This window comes from Kitasatospora sp. NPDC088742 (assembly GCF_055584905.1).
The window spans coordinates 26540-51591 of the sequence record NZ_JBVJLD010000035.1 but is presented as its reverse complement, the minus strand read 5'-3'; the positions used below and the strand labels follow the sequence as shown (position 1 = coordinate 51591).

The following is a 25052-nucleotide window of genomic DNA, read 5'->3' as shown; positions in this document are numbered from 1 at the left end:
CGAACCTGACGTGCCCTCAGTGACTGGTCCGAGAAGCCCGGCGAGCGCCTGCCGCAGGGTGTCGCGCGGATCGGGCGCCGCAGCCCCACCGTCCTCCGCGGCATCGCGCTCGGTCACCGCACGCCTCAGCTCTCGTTCAGCGGGCGCAGCAGCACGTCCTGGATCAGGTCGTGCCCGTCGGCCGAGCCCCCGGGCAGTCCGCGCTCGCTCATCAGCAGCGCGTTGAGCAGCTGGTCGTTGGCCAGCTCGGCGCCGTCCTCCCGCTGCCGGCGCAGGAACTCGGCGATCAGCGCGGTGCGCCGGGAGCCGGCGGCGAGGTCGTCCCCGCCGTCGTCCCCGAGGTGGGCGGCGACCATGGCGGCCAGCCGTTCCTCGGTCGGCGGCTGGATCTCCAGCCGGATGCAGCGCCGCAACAGGGCCGGAGGGAACTCCCGTTCACCGTTGCTGGTCAGCACCACCAAGGGGAAGTCGGCGCAGCGCACCTGCCCGTCCCGGACCACCGCCGGGCGGCCGGGGTCGGCGGTGGCGACGGTGACCTCCTGGGCGCCCGGGCCGAGGCGCTGGAGCTCCGGGATCTCGAACTCGCCCTCCTCGAAGACGTTCAGCAGGTCGTTCGGCAGGTCGATGTCGCTCTTGTCGATCTCGTCGATGAGCACCACCCTCGGCACCCGCCAGGGCAGCAGGGCGGTGCCGAGCGGGCCCAGCCGGAGGAAGCGCCCGATCGCGGGCGGCTCCTGCTGCCCGTCCTCCGGCAGGCGCAGCCCGGCCTCGTGCAGGCGGCCGATGGCGTCGTAGGTGTAGAGCCCGTCCTTCAGGGTGGAGCGGCTGCTGATCGGCCAGCGCAGCACCGGGCCGAGCCCCAGTTCGTGGGCGACCGCGTAGGCGAGGGTGGACTTCCCGACCCCGGGCTTGCCGGTGATCAGCAGGGGGCGCCTCAAGTGCAGTGCCAGGTTGACCAGTTGGACCTCGTGCAGGTCGGCCTGGTAGGCCGTCGCCTGCCGGAGGCGGCCCAGCCGGCGGGCGGTCAGGCCGGTCGTGTCGCCCTCCGGCGGGAGCGGCAGCTCACCCGCGCGCTCGACCCCTTCGCCGAACGCCCGCCAGGCCGGGGCCGGCGGCAGCGTGCCGACGCCGGGATGGGGGATCCCGGTGCCCCGGTAGATCCACCAGTCCTCGGGCACCGCTGCCGCCTCGTGATCGGTCGTCATCTGTCACACCATTCCCGGATAGGGGGCGTCCTGGTCGGGGTCCACGCAGTCGGGGTCGTCCCAGAGCAGCGTGACGCCCACCTGGCCCACCGCCTCCCGGGTCGTCCTCCGGTGCTGGTGGACCAGTTCGGGCAGCTGGGTCAGGGACCGCGGGCAGCGCTCGCGCAGGGCGGAGACCAGCTCCTTCGGGTCGCCGGCGATCCGGCGCCAGAGCATGACCGGCACGCCGTCGATGAAGATCGCGTCGTCCACCGCGCGCCGGACCCGGGGGTCCAGCTCCTCGTACGGGGTGTCCAGCCCCATGCACGCCAGCGTGGGCCGGCCGGCCAGCCACCCGGGGAGGTCGGCGGCCCGGTCCGGCACCAGCGAGGGCCACTCGATCCGGTCCAGCACGTCCTGGTCGATGCTCTCCGCGAACAGGTGCTTCCACCGCTCGCGCCACGGATCCGGGTCCAGCCAGGGATCGGTGTAGCGGTCCAGCGAGCGGACCACCACCGGGTAGTGGTGGCCCAGCCGTTGGCCGTTGCGGCTGGGCGACCAGAGCTCGGCGCTGTGCCCGAGGAGGGAGGCCGGGAGCAGGAACTCGATCCGGACCGGGCTCCTGGCGGTGGCCCGCATCTCGGTCAGCAGGTTCGCCCAGCCCGCCAGCCGGGCGCTCCCCTCGGCGATCAGCTCGTCCTTGGCGAGCGAGGTGCTGGCGCCGAGGGTGTCGATCCGTCGGAACTGACCACCGGTCAGCGGCTGTCGGTAGTACGAGGCCCGGAGCAGGTAGCGGCAGTTGTCGATGTGTTCGGGCGTCTCGGGGTCCAGCCGGATCTGGATGATCAGACGGTTCGGACGGTGGCCGAAGGCCGGTCGGCCCGGGCTGCCTGCCTTCTCCAACAGGGAACGCAGCGAGACGAGTTGGGGGTCGCCGCAGAGATCCGGATCGGTGGTCAGGGAGTCGAGGAAGCGCAGCACCGGGCCCGGGTCGGCGGCGCCGCGCCGGTCCAGCAGCCGGTGCACGATCTCCGGCAGGGTGGCGCCGTCCGGCAGCAGGGTGAGGCCGCTGACCCCCTCCGGCAGGTGCCGCCGCAGCTGCTCGGGAGCGGGCTGCGCCGCCACCGCCCGCAGCAGCCGGACGAACCCGAGCAGCGTCCCGGCGGGCAGACCGCACTCGCGGGTGAGCCCCAGGACGGTCAACTCCAGCCAGGCCAGCGAGCCGTCGTCGGGCGCCTGCTCGCGGAACGCGCCGCACATCGCCTCCAGCGCGGCGGCCGGATCGCGGTGGCGGCGGACGGTGGCCACGATGGTGCGCACGTGCGTACGGGACACGTTGCTCTCCGCGACGTCCGAGTCGATGCCCCGGCAGCCTCCCGCGCGGCCCATCGCCTCCAGGACGTCCTGACGGAAGGTCAGCCGCGACATCCCCTGGAACCCCAGGAGGATCTCGGTCAGCAGCTCGTCGGCCCGCTGCGGCCAGCCGGCGCTCCGCCCGTGCACTCCCTCGCCCATCGGCCTACCTGCCCTCCCCGCTTCCGGCCGCGCGTCCGATGACGGTCCGGAGCTCCTCCAACGCGCCGTCGTGGGGAGCGAGTTCCTCCATCGCGGTGTACAGCGCCCGCAGCGCGGAGCGGCCGTCCCGGTGGTGCCGGCAGCGGCGCACGATGCGGAGGAGGTGGTCGCGGCGGCCGGAGCGCTCCTCGGCCTCGAAGGAGTGCGGCAGGCCGAGGTGACTGCCCATGACCTCCAGCAGGTCGAAGCGGCCGTCGGCCCGGGCCGTCACGGGGAACGCCATCAGCAGCTCGACCAGCTGGGCGTCGGTCGGCGGAGCAGCAGTCGGCGCGCCAGGCGGAGCAGCGGGCGGGGCAACGGGCGGGGCAACGGGCCTGGGGCCGAGCAGGGCGGACAGCGGCGCCGGCGGGACGAACCAGCCGCCCAGGTCCTGCTTGTAGGAGCGGCTGCCCTTGAGGACACCGGCCACCCGCCCGTCCGCACCGACCAGCATGCTGCCGCTGAAACCGGGCTGTACGGAGCCCTGCACGCGCACGAACGGCCCCGAGGGGCCCACCACTCGGAGTGACAGGGTGTCCGGCTCGACGCCCCCCGACGGGGTGAAGGTGGAGAAACCGAGGGCGGTCAGCCAGGCACCGGGCTCCGCGTCCGCCTCCGCCAACGGGGCGGTGGGCGCCCCGGCCAGGGCGGGGACGGTGAGCAGCGCGAGGTCGGGGAACGCGTGGAACGGGCCGTCGCCGGGGGCCTCCGGTTCGAGGCGCACCGCGGCCGGGGCGACGGCGTGCTGCTCGGAACCGTGCCGCACCACCACCGCACCGGCCTCGCCGCCCCGTTCGGGCCGGATCACGTGCGCACAGGACACCACCAGGCCCGGGGCGGCCAGGAATCCGCTGCCCCGGAAGGCGCCCGCGACCTCGACCCGGACCGCGCAGCGGCGCAGGGCCTCGGCGTGCGCCCCGCCGAGGTGAGCCCCGCCGAGGTGGGCTCCGCTCACTCCCCGGCGTCGGGAACGGGCCCGGCCCCGGCCCCGGCAGCTGCGGTGTCCCCAGCGGCCGCGGCGCGCTCGCGGCGCGCCGCGAGGTCCCAGGAGAGCCGGACGGTCAGCCCGGCCTCGCTGCCGGCCTCCGCGATGATCCCGAGCAACTGGCCCGACTTGACCGCGAGTTTGAGCCCGAACTCGACCTCGAAGGAGTCCGGCGATCCGGCCCCGCCCTGGGTGATCGACTCCGCCGCCCAGCGGCCGATGCCCTGGACCGTGCCGCGCACCTGGTCGAGGGTCAGGGCGACGGCCGATCCGACCTGCGCCGCGCGGTCCCGCAGGCCCACGTCGCCGTACTCCGAACCCTCGCCCTCGGGCTGGAAGTTGACCTCCCCGATGACCTCGGCCTGGACGGTCGTCCCGTCCCCCAGCTCGATCGTCTCGAGCGTCACCAACCCCGCCATCCGGTCTCCCTGTCCAGCATCGGCACCGATCGCCGGACAGAATACCGCCGCCGGTTCCGGCGGGGGCCGTTTTGACCGACCGGCAATTGGGGGGCGGCGTCGCGGCGCCGGGGCACGCACCCCACTCCGGCATCAGCCGCTGACGCGGCGGGCGCTCCTTCACCCACCCCCCAATTGCCGGTCGGTCCAAGGAGCTTTCGGATCAACCGAACTGAGCAGGCGTCAGGCGTCGGCGCCGGCGAAGAAGGCGGCCGTCCGCTCCAGGCCGTGCTCGCCGAACATGGTCTCCAGGCTCTCCGCCGACTCGGCTGCCGACGCCTCCCCGCGCGGGAAGAGTTCCTGCTCGTAGGCGGTGAGGGCGGCCTCGGTGGCACCCGGGTGGGCGGCCAGGGCGAGGGCCAGTTCGGCACCGTCCAGCATGGCGAGGTTGGCGCCCTCGCCGGCGAACGGGGACATCAGGTGGGCCGCGTCGCCGAGCAGGGTGACGCCGGGGACGCGGGCCCAGCGGTGGCCGACCGGCAGGGCGTGGATGCGGCGCGGCACCAGGGCGCCGTCGGCTTCGGCGACCAGGGCGCGCAGGCCCTCGTGCCAGCCCTCGAAGTGGGCGAGGACGGCGGCCTTGGCGGCCGGGGTGTCGGTGAAGTCGACGGTGTCCAGCCAGCCTTCGTCAGTCCGCAGCGCGGTGTAGACGTGCAGGCCGCCGTCGGTCTCCCGGTGGCCGAGGAAGCCGCGGCCGGAGCCGAGGGAGAGGAAGAAGCCGCCACCGAGCAGGGCCGCGCTGCCCGGGTGGCGGAGGTCGGCGTCCCGCAGGCCGGCCTCCACGAAGGAGATGCCGGTGTAGGCGGGGACGGCGTCGGAGAGCAGCGGCCGGATCCGGGACCAGGCGCCGTCCGCGCCGACCAGCAGGTCGGTGGTGACGGCCGGGCCGTCGGCGAAGGCCAGCTCGTGGCGGCCCTCGCCGAGCGGGCGGGCGCCGGTCACCTTGTGCCCCCAGCGGACGGTGCCCTCGGGGAGCGAGCCGAGCAGCAGCCGGCGCAGGTCGCCCCGGTCGACCTCGGGGCGGCCGCCGGTGCCGTCGTCCTCGGCCTCGACGTGCACGGTGCCGTCCGGGCCGACCAGCCGCATGGCCTCGCCGCCCGGGTGGACCAGCGCCAGGAACTCCTCGTGCAGGCCGGCCGCGCGCAGCGCCCGTTGGCCGTTCTCCTCGTGGATGTCCAGCATTCCGCCCTGGGTGCGGGCCGTGGCCGACTCCTCCAGGTCGAAGACCGCGGCCTCGATGCCGTGGACGTGCAGGACCCGGGCGGCGACCAGGCCGCCGAGGCCCGCGCCGATGATCGCGACGGGGACGTGGGTGCTCATGGTGGCCTCCTCGGTGGGATGCGGGCTGACTCCTCCACGGTAACGAACATGTTCGTGGCGAACAAGTTCGTCAGCGCGCACGGCGAAGCACCGCCCGCCCGAGGGGAGCGGTGGCTCAGCCGTGCGGGGGCGGGACCGGGGTGCTGGTGACGCCGTTGATCAGGGCGCGGACGGACCAGGCCAGCCGGGCCCCGGCACCGCCGAGCAGGGCGGGCATGTGGGCCCGGATCGCCGGGTGGGTGGCCGGGTCGGCGGTCTCCAGGGCGTGGGTCAGCGCGTCCCAGTCCCGCTGCCCGGCCGGGTCACCCGCCCGGGTGGAGTGTTCGGCGGCCGCGGCGGTGGCCTGCTGGAGCAGGATGTCGGCGCCCCAGGCCACCTGTGCGGTGGGCGCGCCGCTGCGTGCCAGCAGGGCGAGCACGCGCTCGACCAGGCGGAGGTAGTTCTCCCCGCTCGGCCGGGCCACCAGCGCGGAGCGGGCCAGCTGCGGATGTTCGAACAGGGCCAGGGCGTACGCGAGCAGAACCTCCGTCAGCTGCCCGTGCCAGTCGCCCTCTTCGGCCCCGGGGGCCGTCAGGTCGACCGTGCCGAGCAGGTCGTCCAGCACGGCCGCGTGCAGCTCGGCGGTATTGGCCACGTAGACGTAGAGCGAGGCCGGGCCGGTGTCCAGCTCCTGCGCCAGCCGGCGCATGGTCACCTTCTCCAGCCCCTCGGCGCGCATGATCCGTACGGCGGTCTCCACGATCCACCGCCGCGACAGGGCGGGCTTGGCGGGGCGCTCCCGGCGGCTCCTCGGCTCTCTCATCCGCCGATCGTAACGAACGCGTTCGCGGCAGGTCGCGGCCGCCGTTCGGGAGGGTGAGTCGGTGTGGCTGAGGGGGCGGTGGCCAGGTAGCCTCCGTGCGAGCCTGTCCGTCCGTGTGAGGGAGTGCGACCGTGGGTGCTTCGCAGGACCGTGCCCGATTCCGCTTCGGTCTGTTGGACGCGAACGACAGCGGGGTGCTGGAGCGGGGCGACTTCGAGCTGCTGGCCGACCGGGTGATCGCGGCCAGCGGGATCGAGCCCGGGACGGCCGAGGCCCGGCGGGTGCGGGCGGCGTACCTGACGTACTGGCAGGGGCTGTACGAGCACGCCGACAGCAACGGCGACGGGGTCGTGGACCTCGAGGAGTACACGGCCGTGGTGCACGACCGGGCGGCCTTCGACCGCTACGTCCGCCCGTACGCCGAGGCGCTGGTACACGCGGCCGACCGGGACGGCGACGGCTGGGTGGAGCGGGAGCGGTACGTGGCCTGCATGGTGGCCACCGGCTTCGCGGCGGCCCGCGCCGAGGCCACCTTCGCCGAGCTCGACCCCGCCGGCACCGGACGGGTGTCCGGGGAGCGCTGGCTGGAGAGCATCGCGGGCTACTACACCGGCGACGGCCGGCAGGTCACCGACCATCTCCTCGGCTGACGCGCCCTCCTGACGCTCCGTCGGACCCCGTCGGACCCGGTCGGAACCGGGTGACCCCGTCGGACGCCCCGTCCGGCTCAGTGGGGCAGGACGAGCCGGAAGCAGGTGCCCGGCCCGCCCGCGGAAGCGTCGCCCACGACCGCCAGCGTCCCCCCGTGCCGGGCGGCGATCTCGCGGGCGATGGCCAGGCCCAGGCCGCTGCCGCCGTCGTCACGGCTGCGGGCGTCGTCGAGGCGGGTGAACCGTTCGAAGATCCGCTCGCGGTCCTCGGGGGCGACCGGCGGGCCGTCGTTGGCGACGTCCAGGAGGACGGCGCCGCCGGACGGGTCGGCGTGGAGGCGGACGGTCACCCGGTGGGCGGCGTGGCGCTGGGCGTTGTCCAGGAGGTTGGTGAGCAGCCGGCCGAGCCACTGCGGGTTCCCCCGGACGGGCAGTTGCTCCGGGGCGTCGACGTGGACGGGACGGGACTCGCGCCCCCGGCCCCGGACGGTGGCGCGGACCAGCCGGGCGAGGTCGAACGACTGGTCCGGACGGGGGCCGCCGGCGCCGTCGAGGCGGGCCAGCAGGAGTAGGTCGCCGGCCAGGGCCTGGAGGCGGTCGGTGTCCTGGAGCGCGCCCTCGACCATCTCCGCCCGGACGGCCGGGTCGGGGTGGGTGTGGGCGACCTCCAACTGGGTGCGCAGCACGGCGAGCGGGCTGCGCAGCTCGTGCGAGGCGTCGGCGATGAAGCGGCGCTGGCGCTCCCCGGCGGACTCCAGGCGGTCCAGCATGGCGTTCATGGTGCGGGCCAGGCGGGCGATCTCGTCGTCGCTGCGCGGATCGGGCACCCGGTGGGTGAGGTCGCGCTCGCCGATCGCGGCCACCTCGGCGCGGATCGCCTCGACCGGGCGCAGCGCGCGGCCGGTGGTGCGCCAGGTGAGCACGGCGACGGTGGCCAGCAGGAGGGCGCTGAGGGCGGCCAGCGCGGCGGTGGTGAGGTCCTCGGCGGTGTCGGCGGTCCGCAGCGAGGCGCCGACGTGGAGGGTGACCGGACCTGACGGGGTGTCGGCGGTCAGGGTGCTGACCCGCTGGTGGTCCTCGTCGCCCGGCGCGCCGAGGTCGTACCGGCCGTCCTCGTCGGGGGCCAGGGCGGGGCGGCCCAGCAGGTTCTGACTGGCCGCCAGGACCGAGCCGTCGGCGGCGACCACCTGGATGAAGTCGGTGCCGTGGTCCAGCGGCAGCGGTGAGGTCAGCTGCCCGGCCTCGGCCTGGCGGGCGACCACCTGGGCCTGTTCGCGGACGGCGTTCTCGATGCCGCGTTCGAGGTTGACGTGCAGCAGGAGCAGCACACCGCCGCAGGCCGCGAGCAGGACGAGGGCGACGGCGAGGCAGGCCGCGGCGGTGGTGCGGGTACGGACCGAGCGCGGCTCCAGGCGGCGCAGCGGCCCGGCCACGCGGGGATGGCGGAGTACGGCGGCCAGCCGGGGGTGCCGGAGCAGCGCGGCCACCCGTGGGTGGCGGAGCAGGCCGGCCGGCCGGGGCTCAGCCACCGTCCGCCGCCAGCCGGTAGCCCGCGCCCCGGACGGTCTGTACGGCCGCGCGGCCGAACGGGGCGTCGATCTTGCGGCGCAGGGAGCTGATGTGGACCTCGACCGTGTTGGGGTCGCCGTCCGGCCCGGTGTCCCAGACCTCCTCCAGGATCTGCCGCTTGGAGACCGCCTCACCGGCCCGCCGGGCCAGGTGGTCCAGCAGGGCGAACTCACGGGGCGTCAGGGCGATCGGCGTCCCGCCCCGCTCGCAGGTGCGGGCGGCGGAGTCGATCACCAGGTCGCCGAGCACGCTGCGCCGGGGCGCCCGGCTGCCGATCCGGCGGGCCAGCGCGTTGAGCCGGGCGACCAGCACGACGAAGGAGAACGGCTTGGAGAGGTAGTCGTCCGCCCCGGTGTCGAGGGCCTCGGCCTCGTCCCACTCGCCGTCCTTGGCGGTCAGCATCAGGATCCCGGCGTCGCAGCCGGCCGCCCGCAGCCGGGAGCAGACCCGGTAGCCGTTGAGGCCGGGCAGCATGATGTCCAGCAGGATCACGTCGTACGGGTGCTCGGTGGCCCGGGCCAGGCCTGACAGCCCGTCATGCACCACGTCCACGGTGAAGCCCTCGGCGGTCAGCCCGTGCCTGATCGCCAGCGCCAGCCGCTGCTCGTCCTCCACCACCAGTACCCGCATGCCCCCAGCCTGCCAGGTCGCGGGGGTGAGGAACCGAGGTGTCGTCCGGGTCTTCAGCGGATCTTCAGCACCGGGCGGCCATGCTGGTCCTGTCGTCCGGGTACGGAACCCGGACCGGTCAGGGAACCCGGGGTGGTCCTCATGAACGAGCCGGTGGGAGTGCCGCACCCCGGCGCCGCCCTCGCGGTGGACGGCCACGGAGCGGTTGCCCTCGCGGTGGACGGCCGGGGCCTGGACGGCGGGCTGTACCTGCGGGCCGACCACTGGGCCCAGCAGTTGCCGCTGCCGCTCCAGCACGCGGTCGCCGCCTTCTCCGCCTACGGGCTGGTGCTGCTGGCCGTCCTGATGCTCTGGGGCTGGTGGCGGGCCCGGTCCGGGGCGGACGCCACGATGGCGCGGGCGCTCGCGGTGCCGCTGGTGGTCACGGTGGTGTTCGCCGCCGACACCCTCCTGAAGTCGGTCCTCGTCGAACCCCGCCCCTGTCAGGTGCTCGACGCGGGCCCGACCCTGGAGACCTGCCCGGCCGCCGGCGACTGGTCGCTGCCGAGCAACCACACCGTGATCGTCTTCGCGGGGGCGGCCGCCCTGTGGTGGGTCGACCGCCGGATCGGAGGGGTGGCGCTGGTGCTGGCCGTGCTGATGGGGCTCTCCCGGGTGCTGGTCGGCGTCCACTACCCGCACGACGTCGCGCTGGGCGCCGTGCTCGGCACCGCCGCCGGGCTCGGCCTGACCGCCCTCGCCGGGCGGGTCGGCCCGCTGGTGCGGCGGGCCCGGGCGGGAACGCTGCGCCGATGGCTGGCGGCGTGACGACCGTGAAGGCAGCGGAGCGGATGAGGGCCGCGGGGGCGGGTCGGTGGCTCCCGGTGGTGGTCTGCGCGTGGACGGCGTTCGCGCTGGTCGCCGTGCTGGTGGCGCGGAACGGCTGGGCGCCGTTCGCCCCCGAGCTGGCCGCCGTCGAGTGGTCGGCGGCCCACCGTCCGCCCGGCCTACGGGCGACGGTCGTCGCGGTGACCTGGTTCGGCACCGGGCCGGTGCCCTACCTGCTCGCGCTGGCCGCCGGGCTGGTCACGGTCCGGGGCTGGGTCCGGGGCAGCGGCTGGCTGTGGTCCAGGCCCCTGGTGCCGGCGCTGGTGGCCCCGCTGCTCTGGCTGGCGGTGGGTCAACTGCTGCGCCAGGGGCTGATGCGCGCCTTCGCCCGCCCCCGGCCGCCGGTCGCGGACTGGGCCTTCACCGCCTCCGGGTACGCCTTCCCGTCCGGCCATGCCTTCACGGCCACGGTCAGCGCGGGGCTGCTGGCCCTCGCGGTGGCCCGCACCCGTCCGCGCGCGGCCCGGGCCGCGGTCGCGGCGGCCGCGCTGTTCGCCGTGATGATCGGCCTCAGCCGGGTGTACCTCGGGGTGCACTGGCCGCTGGACGTCCTCGGCGGCTGGCTCCTCGCAGCCGGCTGGCTGGCCCTGGGAAGCGCCGTCCTCGCCGTGACCCGCCGTCAGGGACCGCTGCCGGAACCGCTGCCGGGGCCGCCGCCGGACCCCCGGGCGCGGCGGGAGGCCTCAGGAGGCCGCCTGGCGGGCTGACCCCCGGGCCGCCGAGGCGCAGACCTGCCGGAGCATGTAGTGGAGCTGGGTCCGCTCGCCCCGGGTGAGGGAGGCCAGCAGGACGTCCTGGACGTCCTGCTCGTCGCCGCCGCCGGCCGCGGCGGCGGCCGTGCCCGCCTCGGTGACGGTGACCACCTGCCGGCGTCCGCCGACGTGCACCACGAGGACCTCCACCAGCCCCTCGGCGGCCAGGTCGTCGACCACGGCGGAGAGCTCGGGCTCGTCGGCGGCCAGGTGGTCGGCGAGGTCGGGCAGGCCGTGCGGGCCGAGCTCGGTCAGGGCCTCCAACACGCCCTGGTGCAGGGGGGTCAGCCCGCGCCCGGCCAGGCGTGCGGTCAGCATGGTGTCCATGGCCCGGGCCGCCTGGGCGAGCAGGCGGACGGTCCGCTCGGTGGGGTTGGAGGCGCCGCTCCGCCTGTCGTACACACTGCATCCCATCGCCGCGGGGGGAGAACGTCACCCCCGGTCGGGGCCGCGCGCGACGGCCCGTGAAGTGAACCACCCTCACCTTACGGGCAGGTCGCCACCGCGGTCTACATCGATGTCGTCGACGAGACCGCCCGGTCGGACCGCCTGGTCGGACCGCGCCGGATCTGCCGTGTCCGCGAGCAGCAGGCGGCGCAGCACGTCCTCGTCCTCCGCCGGGAGGGAGGAGACGAACCGTTCGAGCACCAGCCCCCGCTGCGCCTCGCGGTCCAGTTCGCGGCGCATCCGGCCCGCCGCCAGCCCGGCCGCGTCGTCCGCCGCCGCGTAGGCGAAGCCCCGGACGGCGGCGCGCGAGCGCACCACCTTCCCCTGGTCGTGGAGCCGGGCCAGGATCGTCGCGACCGTCGTCCGGGCCAGCTCGGGCCCGACCGCCGACCGGACCTGACGCGGGGTCAGCGGCTGCTCGGCGGCCCAGAGCGCCGTCAGCACCTTCCCGGCCAGCTCGCCGTGCGGGCGCCGCCCGTCCTCGTGTCCGTCCGCCATCCTGCTCCCCGCCCTCTGCTTAGGTTTGCCTTGGCTAACTCTAAGTGCCTCCGCCGCCCCGCTTCGTGGGGGCCGTCACCGGAAAAACCTCGAACGGGGGTGTGACACGATCGCGGTCCCATCGCGTTGGAGTGGCATGAGGGACACGACCACAGACGAGACGGCCCAGGACCGGCCCCTGGACTTCCTGGAGTTCGCCGCCGGGCGAGGGCCGCACCTGGTGAGGACGGCGTTCCTGCTCACCGGCGGCGACGCCCACCTGGCCGAGGACCTGGCCCAGGAGGCGCTCGGGCGGATGTACGTGAAGTGGCGCAAGGTCGCCCGGCTGGAGAACCCGGCCGCCTACGCGCAGACCACGCTGGTCAACGCCTTCCTGACGCACAAGCGGCGGCGCAGCAGCGGCGAGCACGTCACCGACACCATCCGCGAGACCCCGTCCAGCGAGGCGGACCCGGCGCTGCGGATCACCCTGCTGGAGGCCCTGGGCAGGCTCGCCCCGCAGGACCGGGCGGTGCTGGTGCTGCGGTTCTGGGAGGACCGCAGCGTGGAGGAGACGGCGGCCGTGCTCAGGCTCCGCTCCGGAGCGGTGCGCACCCGCAGTGCCCGGGCGCTGGAGCGCCTGCGCGGGGTGCTCGGCACCGACCTCACGGAACTGGCCGTCAGGTGACGGCCCTTCAGCTCTCCTCCCGCCTCTTCTTCCACCTGCCCGCCGCCCGGCCCGAACCACGCCCGAGGAGGGCCAAGTGATGTCGTACGAGGACGAGTTCACCCTGGCGCTGCGGGGCGCCGCCGACCTGGCCCCGCGGACCGAGCCGGCCGCCCTGGCCACCGGTGCCGCCGTGCGCGGCCGGGTGCTGCGCCGCCGTCGCCGTTCGCTCCGGCTGGGCGTCTGCGCGGCCGTGGCCGCCGCCGCGCTGACCACCGTGGCGCTGCTGCCGGGGGGCGACACGGTGGGGCCGGCCGACGACCAGCCGATCTCGGCCGCCTTCATGGAGCGGACGGTGCGTTCGCTGCTGCCGCCCGATGCGGTGACCGGGATCCACGGGGCCGGGATCGGGACGCGGGGGTTCGGCTCGGTCGGTCCGATGGTCGCGCTGATGCTGGACGTCGGCCACGGGCCGCTGCAGTTCTCGCTGACCACCGAGCGGATGCCGCTCCCGGTGGACGCCGACACCCCGGGCACCGAGTGCGCGGCGGGCGATCAGACGTCGCTCTGCAGCCGCACCGAGGGTGCCGACGGGGCGATCGTGCTGGTGCAGCGCACCGAGGACCGGAGCGTCGAGGGCGGCCGGAAGAGCATCGTCCTCCAGACCACCGACCGGGAGGGCCGCCGGGTCCGGCTGGACGTCTCCGGGCACGATCCGGAGGCCTCCCTGACGGTGGCCCAGCTGACCGCGCTCGCCACCAGTCCCGAGTGGGACCCGGTGTTCAGTGCGCTGGCCGTTCCGGGCTACCCCAAGTCGGCCTTCCAGGGGATGCCGGCCGACCGGATCGCCGCCACCGGCCTCGCGCTGCTGCCCCAGGGGGTGACCGGCAAGGCCGCCGAGGGGCGCTTCGGCAACGGCGACCAGCTGATCACGCTGACCGGCAACGGCCGGCAGACGCAGCTCAGCCTGACCGTTCACCTGCGCAACCAGATCACCGCCCAGGCCTTCGAATCCGGCGCCCTGCCGGGCCAGTTGACCCATACCGTCGACGGCACCGCGGTGATCGCCCGGCGGGTCAACGACAACTCGGACGAGACCGCCCCGGCGAAGGCCTGGTCCGTCGAGGCCCTGCACGCCGACGGTACCCGGGTCAGCCTCAACCAGTCGCTCCCGGGCGCCTGGCCGGACCTGCCGGCGCTGGACGGGCGCGAGGTACTGAGCCTCGACCAGCTGGTGGCGATGGCCGGATCCCCCGCCTGGCGGGGCTGAGAGCGGCGGCCCCGGCCGCCTGCCCCACGGGGGTGGGAAGGCTGCCGGGGTCGCGAACCACCTTGCCTGCCAAGGCAGTTACCAGATCAGGTTGACCCACTCCGGGTGGTCGATGAAGGGGTTCCGGTTCTTCTGGTAGCTGTCGAAGATGACCTGGTTGCGGCGCTCCTCGAAGGGGCTCGGCGGGTCCTGCTGGTTCCACTGCTTGAGCACCGAGAGCCGGCCGTGGAAGCGGACGCTGCCGTTGATCAGGTCGTTGGCCTCCAGGTCGGGGAAGGCGTCGTCACCCTCGTAGCGGACGGCCATGTAGAGGATCATCCGGGCCACGTCGCCCTTGTCGGCGTCGCGCGGCTCGAAGGAGTCGCCGTCGGTGTAGCTGCCGGGGGCGCCGCTGACCGGGCTGCCGCCCTGGTCGAAGTCCTTGTTGCCCCGGGTGCTGTTGACCTGGACGTCGGCCGCCCGCAGGTGGTGCAGGTCGGTGCCGGGGCCGGCCGAGGTCCCGAAGTTCCCGTGCGACTGGGCCCACACGTGCTCGCGGTTCCAGTCGCCGACGTCGCCGCCGTTCAGGGACTTGCTGCGCGAGACGCCGCTGTAGAGCAGCACCACGTTGGCGGAGTTGTTCGGGTCCTGGTCGGTCACCTTGAGCGCGTTCCAGACCGCGTCGTAGGAGATCTTGCTGGTGCCCGTGGAGATGATGCCGTGCAGCGCGGACTTCAGGCTGCTGCCGCTCTTGCCGACCGCGTTCTTGTAGTACGTACTGTCGTACGCGGTCGTGGTCGCACTGGCGGGGGAGGCGGTGACGCCCGGCAGGGTGAGGCCGACCAGGAGCGCGGTCACACCGGCCGCGATCGCCTTCCAACTACCTCTGTGTGCAACGGACATGGTGCTGTCCCTTCCCGGAGGAGACTGCACGCGGCCCCGGCGCCGGCCCTGCGGCCCCGGCGATCTACGCGTGTTGACGTCATGTCAGGCGAGAGCATGACATGCCCCCGGGGAAACCCGAGTTACCGGCAGGAGGCATTTCCATGACGTTCTCGCATCCGCCGCGGCCCCACCGTGCAAGCTCCGGCGTCCGGTGACGGTGGTGCGTCGGTCGTCGCCCCGGCCGCGGTGGGCCGGGGCGACGACCGCCCCCGATGGGACAGATGGTCAGGGTCGGTCCAGGACGGCGGTGGCCTGGTCCAGGACGCCGTAGCGGCGGGCGTTGGCCGGGGTGTCCGGGACGGACGCGGGCGCGGGGGCGTCCCAGTCGAAGCCGAAGCGGGGCATGCAGCCCCGGGCGAGGCGCTGCTCGGCGAGGATCACCGTCCGCTGCTGGGTGGGGGTCAGCAGGTTCGCGTCGAACGGCAGCCGGATGTCGGCGTCAGAACGGACCTCGGCCACGGCGGGAGCGGCGGACGCGGCGGACGGGTCGGGAGGCTCGGGGGGCGTCGACCGGGCGCAGGCGGTGGTCAGCAGGGGGAGGAACAGGAGGAGTACCGCGGAGCGGCGGTGCATGGAAGGGCCCTTCTCCGGTACGGTCGGGCGGAACCTGGGGCGGGGCACCTTGCCCGTGCCCCGCTCCGGGTGCCGCCGTCAGGTGGTGACGGTGGTGACGGTCGGTCAGAAGTTGTAGACCGCGCCGCAGATGACGCCGAAGCGGTGCGAGTTCGTGCTGTCGTCGACGCTCCGGCCCTCGGCCAGAAGGATCCGGGCGAAGTCGGAGGCCTGGCCGTGGACGGCGACGGTGAAACAGGGGCCGGTCCAGCCGGAGTTGTAGTAGACCGCGATCGGTTTGACCCGGTCCGAGTTGTCCAGGCTGCTGACGTTGGTGGGCGCGCCGCCCCGGTGGAGCGGGATCTCGGTGCCGTCGTAGGTGATGCTCGTCCAGTTCGGCCGGCTGTTGAATTCGGTCCGCTTGACGCCGGTGAGGCCGGGGTCGCTGTAGAGGCGGGCGTAGGCGTCCGGGCAGCTGGGCTTGGCGTGGGCGGTGCCGGCGCCGGCGCCGATCGCGGTCAGGGCGAGCAGCTCGGCGGCGGCGAGGTTCGGCAGGCGCATGACAGTCCGTTCTCGAAGGGCGTGGGCGGAGCCGCTCGGTTCCGGGGCCAACCCTCTCCCGGGATGCGCGGACGGTGCTTGTAAAAATGCGAACCCTTGCTCGTGAACCCTTGCTCGTGAAACCAGGCTGACGGAACGTCAACCGACCGGTGCACGGTCCCCGTTGGGGAGCAGGGCGGTGGTGACCTCGCCGGTGAGGCGGTCGGCGGGCTCGGCGCCGAGCTGGTGGCGGCGGTGCGCGAAGAACTGGGAGGGCGTACAGCCGAGCGTGGCGCGGAACTCCCGGACCAGGTGGGCCTGGTCGAAGTAGCCGCAGTGGGTGGCGATCCGGGCGCCGTCGCGGTCGGTGGAGTCGCGGTACTCGCGTAGGGCGTGCTGGAGCCGGAGCACCCGGGCGCAGCCCTTGGGCGGCAGGCCGACCTGTTCGCGGAAGGCGGTCTCCAGACGGCGGCGGCTCCAGCCGATGGTGTCCGCGAGCTCCTTGACGGCCAACTGGCCGTTGGTGCGCCGGAGTTCGCGCCAAGCCCAGTCGACGGCGCAGGTGGAGGGACGGCTGCCGGCCAGCCGGGAGAGCAGGAAGGTGTCCATCACCCGGGCCCGGGCGTCCCAGCCGGGGGCCTCGAAGAGCTGCTCCAGCAGCTGCTGGAAGGTGTGGTGGCCGAGGGCCTCGGCCGGGTCGACCCACTGGTTGGTGAGGTCGCCGAGAGCCGGGCCGAAGACGCCGAACGCGGTGCGCGGGGTCATCGAGACGGCGAGGCCGTGCAGCCGTCCGTCGTGCTCGCCGATGGTGCCGGTGCGCCGCATGCCGCCGATGAGGGAGGTGAACGAGGCGGTGTTGGCGGGGTCGACGGCGTCGGTCAGCCGCATCGGGCCGTCGAAGCCGAGCACCATGGTGACCACGGCGGTGGGCACTTCGAGCCGGCGGCGCGGGTGGCGCAGGTCCATCCGGTAGCCGCGGTACTCCAGCACCTGCCCGCGCAGGGCGGCGGCCGGCTGACGGACCGCCAGCTCCCAGCTGCCGCCGTCCGCGGAGGTGCCCCAGCTGGTCCCGGCGCCGCCGCCCGCCGCGGTCCCCTTGCCCGCGCCGCCGGCGGTAGCCGCGCTTGTGCCCTTGCCCGCGCCCATAGCCGTGCTGCTCACCATGTCCGAACCCCCTGTGCCGGTGCGGGCGGCCCCGGGTGGTCCGGGAGCCGCCCCGGTCGTTGGTCTGGGCATGGTGGCACGGCGGGACGGGCGGACCGGCGGCCTCCGGGGCGCGGTGGGCGAGTTGACGAAGTCCGGTCGGACCTCTTGGACGGCTCGGCCCCTCGGCGTCCCGGAAGCAGGATGTCCGGTCCCGGCTCAGCGGTGGATGGCGAAGTCCGGGTAGGGGTACTCCCCGGGCTTGTCGCCGATCTCCTCGATCGCGGCGCGGATCTGGTGGAGGTGGTCGACGGTGAGTTCGAGCACGTGCTCGTCGGGCTGGTAGGTGGCGAAGTAGCGGTGCTCGACGCCCGGGGTGGCGGTCATCTCGATGTGGCAGCCGAGCACATGGGTGACGGGGTTGGCCTCGGCGAAGGCGATCAGGCGGTCGACGGAGTGGGTGAAGGCCTCCCAGTCCTCGACGTAGAGGCGGCCGGGGTAGACGGTGTCGCCGGTGAGCAGGATGCCGGTGTGCGGGTCGTGGAAGGCGACCGAGGCGGCGTGGTGGCCGGGGATGGCGAAGCAGTTCAGCACCCGGCCGCCGCCGAGGTTTAGCGGGACGGTGGCGGTGGGGTCCTCGGTGAGGCCGAGGAAGGCGAAGGCCGAGTCGCGGTCGGCCTGGACGAGCTCGGTGTCCGGCCGGTCGGCGAACTGCGGGTCGCCCGCCTTGTGGTCGCCGTGTCCGTGGGTGTGCAGGACGAGCAGCCGGTAGCCCTCGCGGGGGTGGGCGGCGAGCCACCGGTCGATCAGGCCGTCCACGGTGGCGCGCAGCGGGAAGTACTCGGGGGAGGCGGTGGCGCCGGTGTCGATCAGGACGGCGCGCTCGGCCCCGAAGAGCAGGAAGAGGAAGGGGGCCTCGAAGTGGACCGCCTTGTTCTGACGGAGGATCAGGGTGTGCTCGTCGTACGCGTACACCTGGATGTCCGGGTCGGTGTTGTGCTTGGAGGATTCCGAGCCGTGTATCCACCGGACGTCCAGCGGCAGGGCGGTCGGGGTGCCGTCGTTGAAGATGATCGTGTCCACGTCGGGCAAGCTAACGCGCGGTCAGGTGATCGTCCAGTGACTTGTCCGTCCAGGGGGCCAGGGCGGTGCGGCAGGCGTGGTCGAGGTGGCGCAGGCCGGTGAGGTCGAGGTGGACGGGGCGGTCGGTGGGGAGGCGTTCGAGGGTCTCCAGCAGGCGGGGGAGGCGGAGGAAGGTGGCGTTCCCGGCGAGGCGCAGGGTGACGCTGCCGTCGCTGTGGTCGGTGACGGACAGGTGGAGGTGGGAGGTCTCCCAGGCCGCCTTGAGGACGGCGAGGAGCAGGCCGAGCAGGACGCCCTCGAAGAGGTTGGTGGCCAGCACCGCGAGCGCGGTGACGACGAGCACCACGGCCTCGCCCCGGTGCGAACGCCACAGCTGGACCAGCGACTTGACCGGCAGCAGCTTGGCTCCGGCGTGTACCAGGACCCCGGCCAGGGCGGCCAGTGGGATCAGCGTGAGGGCGGCGGGGAGCAGGGCGGCGAAGAGCAGCAGCCAGAGGCCGTGCAGGACGCGGGAGGCCTTGGTGCGGGCGCCGGCCTGGACGTTGGCGGCGCTGCGGACGATGACGGCGGTCATCGGGAGGGCGCCGAGCAGGCCGCAGACGGTGTTGCCGGCGCCCTGGGCGAGGAGTTCGGTGTCGTAGCGGGTGCGCGGGCCGTCGTGCAGGCGGTCGACGGCGGCGGCGCTGAACAGGCTTTCGGCGGAGGCGATCAGCGCGAAGGCCAGCACCGTGCCGAGCACGTCGAGCCGGCCGAGCAGGGCGAACTCCGCCGCCCCGGGCGGGTGGACGGCGTCCAGCAGGCCGGAGACCCGGACCCGGGCCACGTCCAGGCCGAGCGCCCAGGCGGTCAGCGCGGCGAGCGCGACGGCGGCCAGCGGGGCGGGCACCAGCTGGAAGCGCGGCGGCAGGTGCGGCCAGAGCAGCAGGACGGAGACGGTGCCGCAGCCGAGCGCGGCGGCGGTGAGGGCGCCCGGGGAGGCGGCGGAGGCGGCCAGCAGCCGGGGCAGGCCGGCCAGGTTGGCCAGACCGTGGCCCGGGGCCCGGGTGTCGGTGAGGGCGTAGAGCTGCCCGGAGATCAGCACCAGGCCGATCCCGGCCAGCATGCCCTGCACCACGGCCACCGAGATGGCCCGGAAGGCGCGGCCCAACCGCAGGGCTCCCATGGTGAGTTGGAGAACTCCGGCGGCGAGCGTGAGCACGCCGAGGGCGGCCAGGCCGAAGGTGCGGACGGCTTCCAGCACCAGGACGGTGAGGCCGGCGGCGGGGCCGGAGACCTGGAGGCTGCTGCCGGGCAGCAGGCCGGTCAGCAGTCCGCCAACGATGCCGGTGAGCAGGCCGAGTTCGGCGGGGACGCCGGAGGCCACGGCCACGCCGACGCAGAGGGGGAGGGCCACCAGGAAGACGACCAGGGAGGCGGCGAGGTCCTGCCGCAGGAGGACGGGACGACGGAACATCGAGTCCCTCTCAGATTCTTGACGGTGCGTCAAGAATGAGTAAAACAACATGGTCGGACCGGTAGCAGAGTACTTCGGGGGCGCACGGCTGCACCCGCGCCGGGCCCGGTGAAGGGCGCGTGCGCGGGCGTCCGTCCGTCCGGGACAGGTCAGCGGCGCAGCTGGGAGAGGCAGGCCAGGCCGAGCACCAGCACCACGGCGGCCACCACCCGGTAGCCCCCGGCCAGGCCCTCGCTCAGCGGCCCGGTGGAGATCGCGGTGCCGACCACCGCCACCCCGAGCGCGCTGCCCAACTCCCGGGTGGAGCTGTTGATCCCGGAGCCCAGACCGGCCTGCCGCGGCGGCAGCGCGGCCATGATCCCGGCCGACAGCGGCGGGGTCGCCAGGCCCGCGCCGCAGGCCATCAGGGTCATGTGGACGGCATAGAGCGGGTAGGGCGTGGCCGGGCCGGCGGTGGAGAGCAGTAGCAGCCCGGCCAGCAGGAAGCCGAAGCCGTTGACGACCACCGTCAGCTTGCCGAAGCGGGCGGCCAGCGCGGCGGCCCGCCGGGAGACCACCAGCATGCCGACCGCCAGCGGCAGCACGCCGAAGCCGGTGGCCAGCACCGAGAAGCCCTTCACCTGCTGGAGGTACTGCGCGTTCACGTAGAAGAGGGCGAACATCCCGAAGAAGACCGCGCCGATCCCCAGCGCACCGGCCCGGATTGCCGGAACGCGGAACAGCCGCGGGTCCAGCATCGGGTGCGCGCACCGGAGTTCGTACCAGGTGAAGCCGGCCAGCAGCAGCACCGCGGCGGCCAGGCTGAGCAGCACCGCGGGCGAGCCCCAGCCCTGCGCCGGGCCCTCGATCACCCCGTGCAGCAGGGCGACGAAACCGAGCACCAGCAGCACGCTGCCCACCGGGTCCTGCCGGGTTCCGCGCAACGGGGTGACCGGGACGACGACCGCGACCAGGGCGAGCAGCAGCAGGGCGATCGGCGCGGCGGCCCAGAACAGCGACTGCCAGGGCAGCAGTTGGAGCAGCACACCGCCGCCGACGTTGCCCAGCACCCCGGCCAGGCCGGTCATCGAGGCCCAGGTGGCGATGGCCTGCGGGCGCTCGGCGGGCGGGAAGACGTGCACGATGACCGAGAGGGTGGCGGGCAGGATCAGGGCCGCTCCCGCTCCCATCACGGCGCGGCCGGCGATCAGCGGCCCGACCGAGGAGGAGGCCGCGCAGAGCAGCGCGCCGAGGGCGAAGACGGCCAGGCCGGAGAGCATGGTGCGCTTGTGTCCGTAGTGGTCACCTGCGACCCCGGCCGGTATCAGCAGGCCGGCGAAGACGATGACGTAGGAGTCGACGATCCAGAGCAGCTGGGTCGCGTCGGGGTGCAGCGGACTGGCCGCGATCGGCGGCACGGCCAGGTTGATGGCGGCGACCATCGCGATGGTCAGCACCACGCAGGCGCAGAGCAGCGCGAGCACGCGGCGCGGCCGGTGGGTGGTGGCGGGGGGCACGGATGGCCCTGGTTCCTGGACGAGTCGGGGTGGCATGGCCCCAGGCTAGGAAGTCCGGACAGTTGCGTTCAAGTGCAAAGATGGCAAGGGTGAGTTGCGTTGGACGCAATCGGGAGAGGTGGGACGGGATGGCCGAGCTGGACCTGAACCTGCTGGTGGCGCTGGACGCGCTGCTGGAGGAGGAGAGCGTGACCGGCGCCGCCGAGCGGCTGCACCTCTCGGTGCCGGCCATGAGCCGCACCCTCGGACGGCTGCGCAGGGCCCTGGGCGATCCGGTGCTGGTCCGCTCCGGGCGCGCGATGGTGCCCACGCCCCGGGCGGTGGCGCTGCGCGCGCGGGTGCACGGGGTGCTGGCCGAGGCGCAGTCCCTGTTCGCCCCGGACGGGGCACCCGACCCGGTCACCCTGACGGGCAGTCACACCCTGCTCGCCCACGACGAGATCGTGCACTCGCTGGGGGCCGGCCTGCTCGCCTCGGTCGGGCGGCTGGCCCCCGGCCTCACCCTGCGGTTCCTGGCGGAGCCCTCGAACGACAGTGACCTGCTGCGGCGGGGCGAGGTCGCACTGGAGATCGGCGTGATCGCCGACGCCCCGCCGGAGACCAGGGTGGAGCCCCTGCTGACGGACCGCCTGGTCGGCGTGGTCCGTGACGGTCACCCCCTGGCCACCGGCCGGGTCACGGCGCGTCGCCTTGCCGCCGCCCGCCACCTCTCGGTCTCCCGACGCGGCCGCCTGACCGGCCCCCTCGACCACGCCCTGGCCGACGCCGGCCTGTCCCGCACGGTCGCCGCCACCGTCCCCACCTTCGCCGCCGCCCTGCTCCTGCTCCGCGAGACCGACCTGGTCGGCATGGTCCCCGAACGCCTCTGCGAGCGGACGGTCGGGGGGCTGGGGCTGCGTACCTTCCCGATCCCGCTCGACCTCCCCGACCTCCCGATCGCGATGGCCTGGCACCCGCGGTACGAACTCGACGGCACCCACGCCTGGCTCCGCACTCAGGTCCGTGACGTCGCCGCGACCTACGCGGGGCCGCCCGAAGGGCGGCAAGGGGCGCGAGGAACTGCGCGAGTCCGGGCGGCGGACCAGTGTTAGACCGGGGCAGGCGAGCCAGTTGCACGTGCTGCCGTTCCCCCGCGCGCAGTTCCTCGCGCCCCTGGGGCGCTGCCCTGCCGCCTGAGCCGGAGCGGGTCAGCGGCTCAGGCGCAAGGTCACCAACTCGAAGGGGCGCAGGCGCAGTTCGACCACGTCACCGGCGGCGGCCGCCTCGCCGGTCGGCCGTTCCAGCAGGTCGCAGGTCCGGGCCCCCGCCAGCGGGAAGCCGGCCGTCAGGCGGGCGGTGGCGCGGGCGCCGTGGGCCTCGTAGAGACGGACCACCACGTCGCCGCTGCCGTCGTCCGCCAGCTTCACGGCGCTGAGGACCACCGACTCCTGATCGACCGTCACCAGCGGCGCCACCTCGGCCGCCGCGCCCGTCACCCGCCGCTCCGGCAGGTTGATCCGGTACCCCTCGCGGACCGCGTCGCCCACCGTCGCGCCCGGCGCCAGTGCGTGGTGGAAGTGGTGCAGCCCCTGGTCGGTGTGCGGGTCGGGGAAGCGCGGGGCGCGCAGCAGGGAGACCCGGACGGTGGTCGTGGTGCCGTGGTCCTCCGGCCGGACCGTGCGGGTGACGTCGTGGCCGTAGGTGGAGGCGGTGACCAGGGCCACGCCCCAGTCCGGTTCGCCGAGGTGCAGGAAGCGGTGGTTGCAGGCCTCGAACTTGGCGGCCTCCCAGCTGGTGTTGGTGTGGGTGGGCCGGTACAGGTGGCCGAACTGGGTCTCGGCGGCGTACCGCTCGGTGTGCAGGTCGAGCGGGAAGGCGGCCTTGAGGAACTTCTCCGTCTCGTGCCAGTCCACCTCGGTGTCCAGGTCGAGCCGCCGGGCCCCGGCGGTCAGGGTGAGGGTCTGCGCCACCGTGGAGGAGCCGAACGAGCGGCGGACAGAGACGGAGACGGCAGCGGGGGAGTCAACGCCGACCTCCAGCGCGTCCACCATGGTGAGGTCGGTGCCGGTGTTGCGGTAGAACTGGTCCACGTCCCAGGCGTCCCACATGTTCGGGAAGTCCGGGTGGAGTTGGAGCAGATTGGCCGCCGCGCCGGGCGCCACCGCCTCCCGGCCGGTGGCCTCGTCCAGCACCGAGACGACCAGGCCGCGCCCGTCCACCTCCACCGTCACCAGCCCGTTGGCCAGCCGGAAGCCGCCGCCCTCCCGCTCCGTCACCGAGCAGCCCGAGGCCGCCGCGGCCACGCCGCCGGCCCCGGCCGGCACGCCCGAGCGGACGTGCGGCGCGGCGTTGAAGACCAGCGACGCCGAGCCCTCACCGGCCAGCGCGGCGAGCGCCCCCTCGATGATCCCGGTCAGCTCGGCGGCCACCGCCGAGTACGTCGCCTCGGCCTCCCGGTGCACCCAGGCGATCGAGGAACCGGGCAGGATGTCGTGGAACTGGTGCAGCAGCACCGTCTTCCAGATCCGGTCCAACTCCTCGTAGGGGTAAGGGAATCCGGCCCGGACGGCGGCGGTGGCGGCCCACAGCTCGGCCTCGTGCAGCAGGTGCTCGCTGCGCCGGTTGCCCTGCTTGGTGCGGGCCTGGCTGGTCAGGGTGGCGCGGTGCAGTTCGAGGTAGAGCTCGCCGACCCAGACCGGCGGGGCCGGGTACTCGGCCTCGGCCTTGGCGAAGAACTCGGCGGGCCGCTCCCAGCGGACCTTGGGCGAGCCCTCCAGGTCGCGCAGCCGGGCCGCCTTGCCGACCATCTCGCGGGTGCTGCCGCCTCCGCCGTCGCCCCAGCCGGTCGGGGCGATGGAGTGCCTGGCCCGGCCCTTGTCCTTGAAGTTCCTTGCGGCGTGGGCGATTTCGCGTCCGAGCATGGAGCAGTTGTAGGTGTCGACGGGCGGGAAGTGGGTGAAGATCCGGGTGCCGTCCAGGCCCTCCCACAGAAAGGTGTGGTGCGGGAACTTGTTGACCTGGCTCCAGGAGATCTTCTGGGTGAGCAGCCACTTGGAGCCGGCCGCCTTGATGATCTGCGGCAGGCCGGCTGCGAAGCCGAAGGTGTCCGGCAGCCAGGCCTCCTCGTTCTCGACGCCGAACTCGTCGAGGAAGAACCGCTTGCCGTGGACGAACTGACGGGCCATCGCCTCCGAGCCGGGCATGTTGGTGTCCGACTCCACCCACATGCCCCCGGCCGGGACGAAGCGGCCCTCGGCCACCGCCTTCTTCACCCGGGCGTAGACCTCGGGGCGGTGCTCCTTGATCCAGGCGTACTGCTGGGCCTGGGACATGGTGTAGACGAACTCGGGCTCGTCCTCCAGCAGGGCGGTCATGTTGGCGGTGGTGCGGGCGACCTTGCGCACCGTCTCGCGCAGCGGCCAGAGCCAGGCCGAGTCGATGTGCGCGTGGCCGACGGCGCTGATCAGGTGGGCGGAGGGCTCGGCGGGCGCGGCGAGTACCCCGGCCAGCTCCGAACGGGCAGCGGCGGCAGTGGAGTTGACGTCCTGGAGGTCGAGCGCGTCCAGCGCCCGCTCGACCGCCCGCAGGACCTCCCAGCGGCGGGCTCCCTCCACCGGCAGCTCGGCCATCAGCTCGCCGAGCACCTCCAGGTCGAGCACCAGCTCGTGCACACCACGGTCGAAGACGGCCAGGTCCAGCCGGGCGAGCCGGTACTGCGGCTCGGTGCCGGCCGTCGCCTTCTCGCCCAACTCGGTGGGCAGGAAGGGGTGGTAGTCCAGGATCACCGGGTTGGAGGCGGCCTCGACGTGCAGCAGCACCTCCTCACCGCCGACCGCCGGGTCGGCGATCCTGACCCACTGGTTGCGCGGGTTGAGGCCCTTCACCGGTGTGCCGTCCGGCCGGTAGACCAGGCCCTCGCACTGGAAGCCCGGCATGTTGGCGTCGAAGCCCAGGTCGATCAGCGCCTCGACGGTGCGGCCCGCCCAGGCCGCCGGGACGGTACCGCTGACGGTCAGCCAGCTGGTGCCCCAGGGGGCGCCCCAGCGGTCACCGGCGGCCACCAGGGTGCGGGGTGCGGCGATCCCCTCGGCCACCGGCACCGGTTCGTCCGGGGCGGTCCAGATCCCGGCGGTCAGTGGCACGCTCTCGGGGTACACCGCCGGGCGGACGCGCTCCTCCAGGACGCGCTTGAGCCGGGCTTCGACAAGGCTGCGGTCGTCGTGCATGGGGTGAGGGCTCCCTGGGGTTGG

General features: G+C 74.2%; 24 protein-coding genes. 6 read left to right on the top strand and 18 right to left on the bottom strand.

The features are described 5' to 3' along the window. Positions 1–125 precede the first annotated feature (125 nt). The 6 genes from ACZ6ZR_RS25390 to ACZ6ZR_RS25365 all read right to left on the bottom strand — a co-directional run bounded on the left by ACZ6ZR_RS25390 (position 126) and on the right by ACZ6ZR_RS25365 (position 6303). A complete protein-coding gene (locus ACZ6ZR_RS25390) occupies positions 126–1205 on the bottom strand; it encodes an AAA family ATPase (RefSeq protein WP_465645936.1) in 1080 nt (359 codons plus the stop codon). A gap of 3 nt (positions 1206–1208) precedes the next feature. Next, complete coding sequence (locus ACZ6ZR_RS25385) at positions 1209–2699, bottom strand: VMAP-C domain-containing protein (protein ID WP_465645935.1); 1491 nt, start codon at positions 2697–2699, stop codon at positions 1209–1211. A gap of 4 nt (positions 2700–2703) precedes the next feature. Then, a complete protein-coding gene (locus tag ACZ6ZR_RS25380; RefSeq protein ID WP_465645933.1) occupies positions 2704–3693 on the bottom strand; it encodes a trypsin-like peptidase domain-containing protein in 990 nt (329 codons plus the stop codon). Next, positions 3690–4130, bottom strand: a complete 441-nt coding sequence (locus ACZ6ZR_RS25375) for a CU044_2847 family protein (protein WP_465645932.1) — start codon at positions 4128–4130, stop codon at positions 3690–3692. Before ACZ6ZR_RS25375 ends, ACZ6ZR_RS25380 begins: the two co-directional genes overlap by 4 nt. A gap of 234 nt (positions 4131–4364) precedes the next feature. Continuing rightward, positions 4365–5501, bottom strand: coding sequence for an FAD-dependent oxidoreductase (locus tag ACZ6ZR_RS25370; RefSeq protein ID WP_465645930.1), 1137 nt, complete (start codon positions 5499–5501; stop codon positions 4365–4367). A gap of 115 nt (positions 5502–5616) precedes the next feature. After that, positions 5617–6303: a TetR/AcrR family transcriptional regulator gene (locus tag ACZ6ZR_RS25365; protein WP_465645928.1), complete on the bottom strand. Its 687-nt coding sequence runs from the start codon at positions 6301–6303 to the stop codon at positions 5617–5619. Positions 6304–6434: 131 nt separating this feature from the next. On the opposite strand from ACZ6ZR_RS25365, the gene ACZ6ZR_RS25360 reads away from it, so the two are divergent. Beyond that, positions 6435–6953, top strand: a complete 519-nt coding sequence (locus ACZ6ZR_RS25360; RefSeq protein ID WP_465645926.1) for an EF-hand domain-containing protein — start codon at positions 6435–6437, stop codon at positions 6951–6953. A 77-nt stretch (positions 6954–7030) separates the two neighbouring features. Here ACZ6ZR_RS25360 and ACZ6ZR_RS25355 read toward each other — a convergent pair whose 3' ends face one another. Together ACZ6ZR_RS25355 and ACZ6ZR_RS25350 are read right to left on the bottom strand one after the other, a co-directional pair. Then, positions 7031–8482, bottom strand: a complete 1452-nt coding sequence (locus tag ACZ6ZR_RS25355) for a sensor histidine kinase (RefSeq protein WP_465645924.1) — start codon at positions 8480–8482, stop codon at positions 7031–7033. Beyond that, positions 8475–9152 (bottom strand): response regulator transcription factor, encoded by a 678-nt coding sequence (locus ACZ6ZR_RS25350; RefSeq protein ID WP_465645922.1) that lies wholly within the window; start codon positions 9150–9152, stop codon positions 8475–8477. Before ACZ6ZR_RS25350 ends, ACZ6ZR_RS25355 begins: the two co-directional genes overlap by 8 nt. Positions 9153–9293: 141 nt before the next feature. Here ACZ6ZR_RS25350 and ACZ6ZR_RS25345 point away from each other — a divergent pair, with 141 nt between their 5' ends. Together ACZ6ZR_RS25345 and ACZ6ZR_RS25340 are read left to right on the top strand one after the other, a co-directional pair. After that, entirely contained in the window at positions 9294–9959 is a 666-nt protein-coding gene (locus tag ACZ6ZR_RS25345; protein ID WP_465645920.1) for a phosphatase PAP2 family protein, read from the top strand. Further along, entirely contained in the window at positions 9956–10726 is a 771-nt protein-coding gene (locus ACZ6ZR_RS25340) for a phosphatase PAP2 family protein (protein ID WP_465645918.1), read from the top strand. The genes ACZ6ZR_RS25345 and ACZ6ZR_RS25340 overlap by 4 nt, the downstream gene beginning before the upstream one ends. Here the strand turns inward: ACZ6ZR_RS25340 and ACZ6ZR_RS25335 are convergent. After that, positions 10703–11173, bottom strand: a complete 471-nt coding sequence (locus tag ACZ6ZR_RS25335; RefSeq protein WP_465645916.1) for a MarR family winged helix-turn-helix transcriptional regulator — start codon at positions 11171–11173, stop codon at positions 10703–10705. The genes ACZ6ZR_RS25340 and ACZ6ZR_RS25335 overlap by 24 nt on opposite strands. Positions 11174–11251: 78 nt before the next feature. After that, complete coding sequence (locus ACZ6ZR_RS25330) at positions 11252–11716, bottom strand: BlaI/MecI/CopY family transcriptional regulator (protein WP_465645914.1); 465 nt, start codon at positions 11714–11716, stop codon at positions 11252–11254. A 136-nt stretch (positions 11717–11852) separates the two neighbouring features. Here ACZ6ZR_RS25330 and ACZ6ZR_RS25325 point away from each other — a divergent pair, with 136 nt between their 5' ends. Beyond that, positions 11853–12383, top strand: a complete 531-nt coding sequence (locus ACZ6ZR_RS25325; RefSeq protein ID WP_465645912.1) for a SigE family RNA polymerase sigma factor — start codon at positions 11853–11855, stop codon at positions 12381–12383. A gap of 79 nt (positions 12384–12462) precedes the next feature. Beyond that, a complete protein-coding gene (locus tag ACZ6ZR_RS25320) occupies positions 12463–13632 on the top strand; it encodes a hypothetical protein (RefSeq protein ID WP_465645910.1) in 1170 nt (389 codons plus the stop codon). 78 nt (positions 13633–13710) lie between these two features. Here ACZ6ZR_RS25320 and ACZ6ZR_RS25315 read toward each other — a convergent pair whose 3' ends face one another. The 7 genes from ACZ6ZR_RS25315 to ACZ6ZR_RS25285 all read right to left on the bottom strand — a co-directional run bounded on the left by ACZ6ZR_RS25315 (position 13711) and on the right by ACZ6ZR_RS25285 (position 20823). Further along, a complete protein-coding gene (locus ACZ6ZR_RS25315; protein ID WP_465645908.1) occupies positions 13711–14514 on the bottom strand; it encodes an endonuclease I family protein in 804 nt (267 codons plus the stop codon). A gap of 267 nt (positions 14515–14781) precedes the next feature. Continuing rightward, positions 14782–15129 carry a hypothetical protein gene (locus tag ACZ6ZR_RS25310; RefSeq protein WP_465645907.1) on the bottom strand — a complete coding sequence of 116 codons (348 nt, stop codon included), beginning with the start codon at positions 15127–15129 and terminating at the stop codon, positions 14782–14784. Positions 15130–15234: 105 nt separating this feature from the next. Then, on the bottom strand, positions 15235–15669 hold the full coding sequence (locus tag ACZ6ZR_RS25305) for a hypothetical protein (RefSeq protein WP_465645905.1): 435 nt from the start codon (positions 15667–15669) through the stop codon (positions 15235–15237). 138 nt (positions 15670–15807) lie between these two features. Continuing rightward, entirely contained in the window at positions 15808–16812 is a 1005-nt protein-coding gene (locus ACZ6ZR_RS25300; RefSeq protein ID WP_465645903.1) for a helix-turn-helix domain-containing protein, read from the bottom strand. A gap of 198 nt (positions 16813–17010) precedes the next feature. Then, on the bottom strand, positions 17011–17874 hold the full coding sequence (locus tag ACZ6ZR_RS25295) for an MBL fold metallo-hydrolase (RefSeq protein ID WP_465645901.1): 864 nt from the start codon (positions 17872–17874) through the stop codon (positions 17011–17013). A 10-nt stretch (positions 17875–17884) separates the two neighbouring features. After that, positions 17885–19327, bottom strand: coding sequence for a SulP family inorganic anion transporter (locus ACZ6ZR_RS25290; RefSeq protein WP_465645899.1), 1443 nt, complete (start codon positions 19325–19327; stop codon positions 17885–17887). Positions 19328–19476: 149 nt separating this feature from the next. Beyond that, entirely contained in the window at positions 19477–20823 is a 1347-nt protein-coding gene (locus ACZ6ZR_RS25285) for an MFS transporter (RefSeq protein ID WP_465645898.1), read from the bottom strand. A gap of 128 nt (positions 20824–20951) precedes the next feature. On the opposite strand from ACZ6ZR_RS25285, the gene ACZ6ZR_RS25280 reads away from it, so the two are divergent. Next, positions 20952–21914: a LysR family transcriptional regulator gene (locus ACZ6ZR_RS25280; RefSeq protein ID WP_465645896.1), complete on the top strand. Its 963-nt coding sequence runs from the start codon at positions 20952–20954 to the stop codon at positions 21912–21914. 96 nt (positions 21915–22010) lie between these two features. Here the strand turns inward: ACZ6ZR_RS25280 and ACZ6ZR_RS25275 are convergent, their stop codons facing one another. Further along, positions 22011–25028, bottom strand: a complete 3018-nt coding sequence (locus ACZ6ZR_RS25275; RefSeq protein ID WP_465645894.1) for an alpha-mannosidase — start codon at positions 25026–25028, stop codon at positions 22011–22013. Positions 25029–25052 lie beyond the last annotated feature (24 nt).

Excerpts from the sequence above, each read along its gene's own strand:
- ACZ6ZR_RS25390 (WP_465645936.1), bottom strand. The coding sequence starts at position 1,205 with ATGACGACCGATCACGAGGCGGCAGCGGTGCCCGAGGACTGGTGGATC.
- ACZ6ZR_RS25385 (WP_465645935.1), bottom strand. The coding sequence starts at position 2,699 with ATGGGCGAGGGAGTGCACGGGCGGAGCGCCGGCTGGCCGCAGCGGGCC.
- ACZ6ZR_RS25370 (WP_465645930.1), bottom strand. The coding sequence starts at position 5,501 with ATGAGCACCCACGTCCCCGTCGCGATCATCGGCGCGGGCCTCGGCGGC.
- ACZ6ZR_RS25365 (WP_465645928.1), bottom strand. The coding sequence starts at position 6,303 with ATGAGAGAGCCGAGGAGCCGCCGGGAGCGCCCCGCCAAGCCCGCCCTG.
- ACZ6ZR_RS25350 (WP_465645922.1), bottom strand. The coding sequence starts at position 9,152 with ATGCGGGTACTGGTGGTGGAGGACGAGCAGCGGCTGGCGCTGGCGATC.
- ACZ6ZR_RS25345 (WP_465645920.1), top strand. The coding sequence starts at position 9,294 with ATGAACGAGCCGGTGGGAGTGCCGCACCCCGGCGCCGCCCTCGCGGTG.
- ACZ6ZR_RS25330 (WP_465645914.1), bottom strand. The coding sequence starts at position 11,716 with ATGGCGGACGGACACGAGGACGGGCGGCGCCCGCACGGCGAGCTGGCC.
- ACZ6ZR_RS25325 (WP_465645912.1), top strand. The coding sequence starts at position 11,853 with ATGAGGGACACGACCACAGACGAGACGGCCCAGGACCGGCCCCTGGAC.
- ACZ6ZR_RS25320 (WP_465645910.1), top strand. The coding sequence starts at position 12,463 with ATGTCGTACGAGGACGAGTTCACCCTGGCGCTGCGGGGCGCCGCCGAC.
- ACZ6ZR_RS25315 (WP_465645908.1), bottom strand. The coding sequence starts at position 14,514 with ATGTCCGTTGCACACAGAGGTAGTTGGAAGGCGATCGCGGCCGGTGTG.
- ACZ6ZR_RS25310 (WP_465645907.1), bottom strand. The coding sequence starts at position 15,129 with ATGCACCGCCGCTCCGCGGTACTCCTCCTGTTCCTCCCCCTGCTGACC.
- ACZ6ZR_RS25305 (WP_465645905.1), bottom strand. The coding sequence starts at position 15,669 with ATGCGCCTGCCGAACCTCGCCGCCGCCGAGCTGCTCGCCCTGACCGCG.
- ACZ6ZR_RS25300 (WP_465645903.1), bottom strand. The coding sequence starts at position 16,812 with ATGGTGAGCAGCACGGCTATGGGCGCGGGCAAGGGCACAAGCGCGGCT.
- ACZ6ZR_RS25290 (WP_465645899.1), bottom strand. The coding sequence starts at position 19,327 with ATGTTCCGTCGTCCCGTCCTCCTGCGGCAGGACCTCGCCGCCTCCCTG.
- ACZ6ZR_RS25280 (WP_465645896.1), top strand. The coding sequence starts at position 20,952 with ATGGCCGAGCTGGACCTGAACCTGCTGGTGGCGCTGGACGCGCTGCTG.
- ACZ6ZR_RS25275 (WP_465645894.1), bottom strand. The coding sequence starts at position 25,028 with ATGCACGACGACCGCAGCCTTGTCGAAGCCCGGCTCAAGCGCGTCCTG.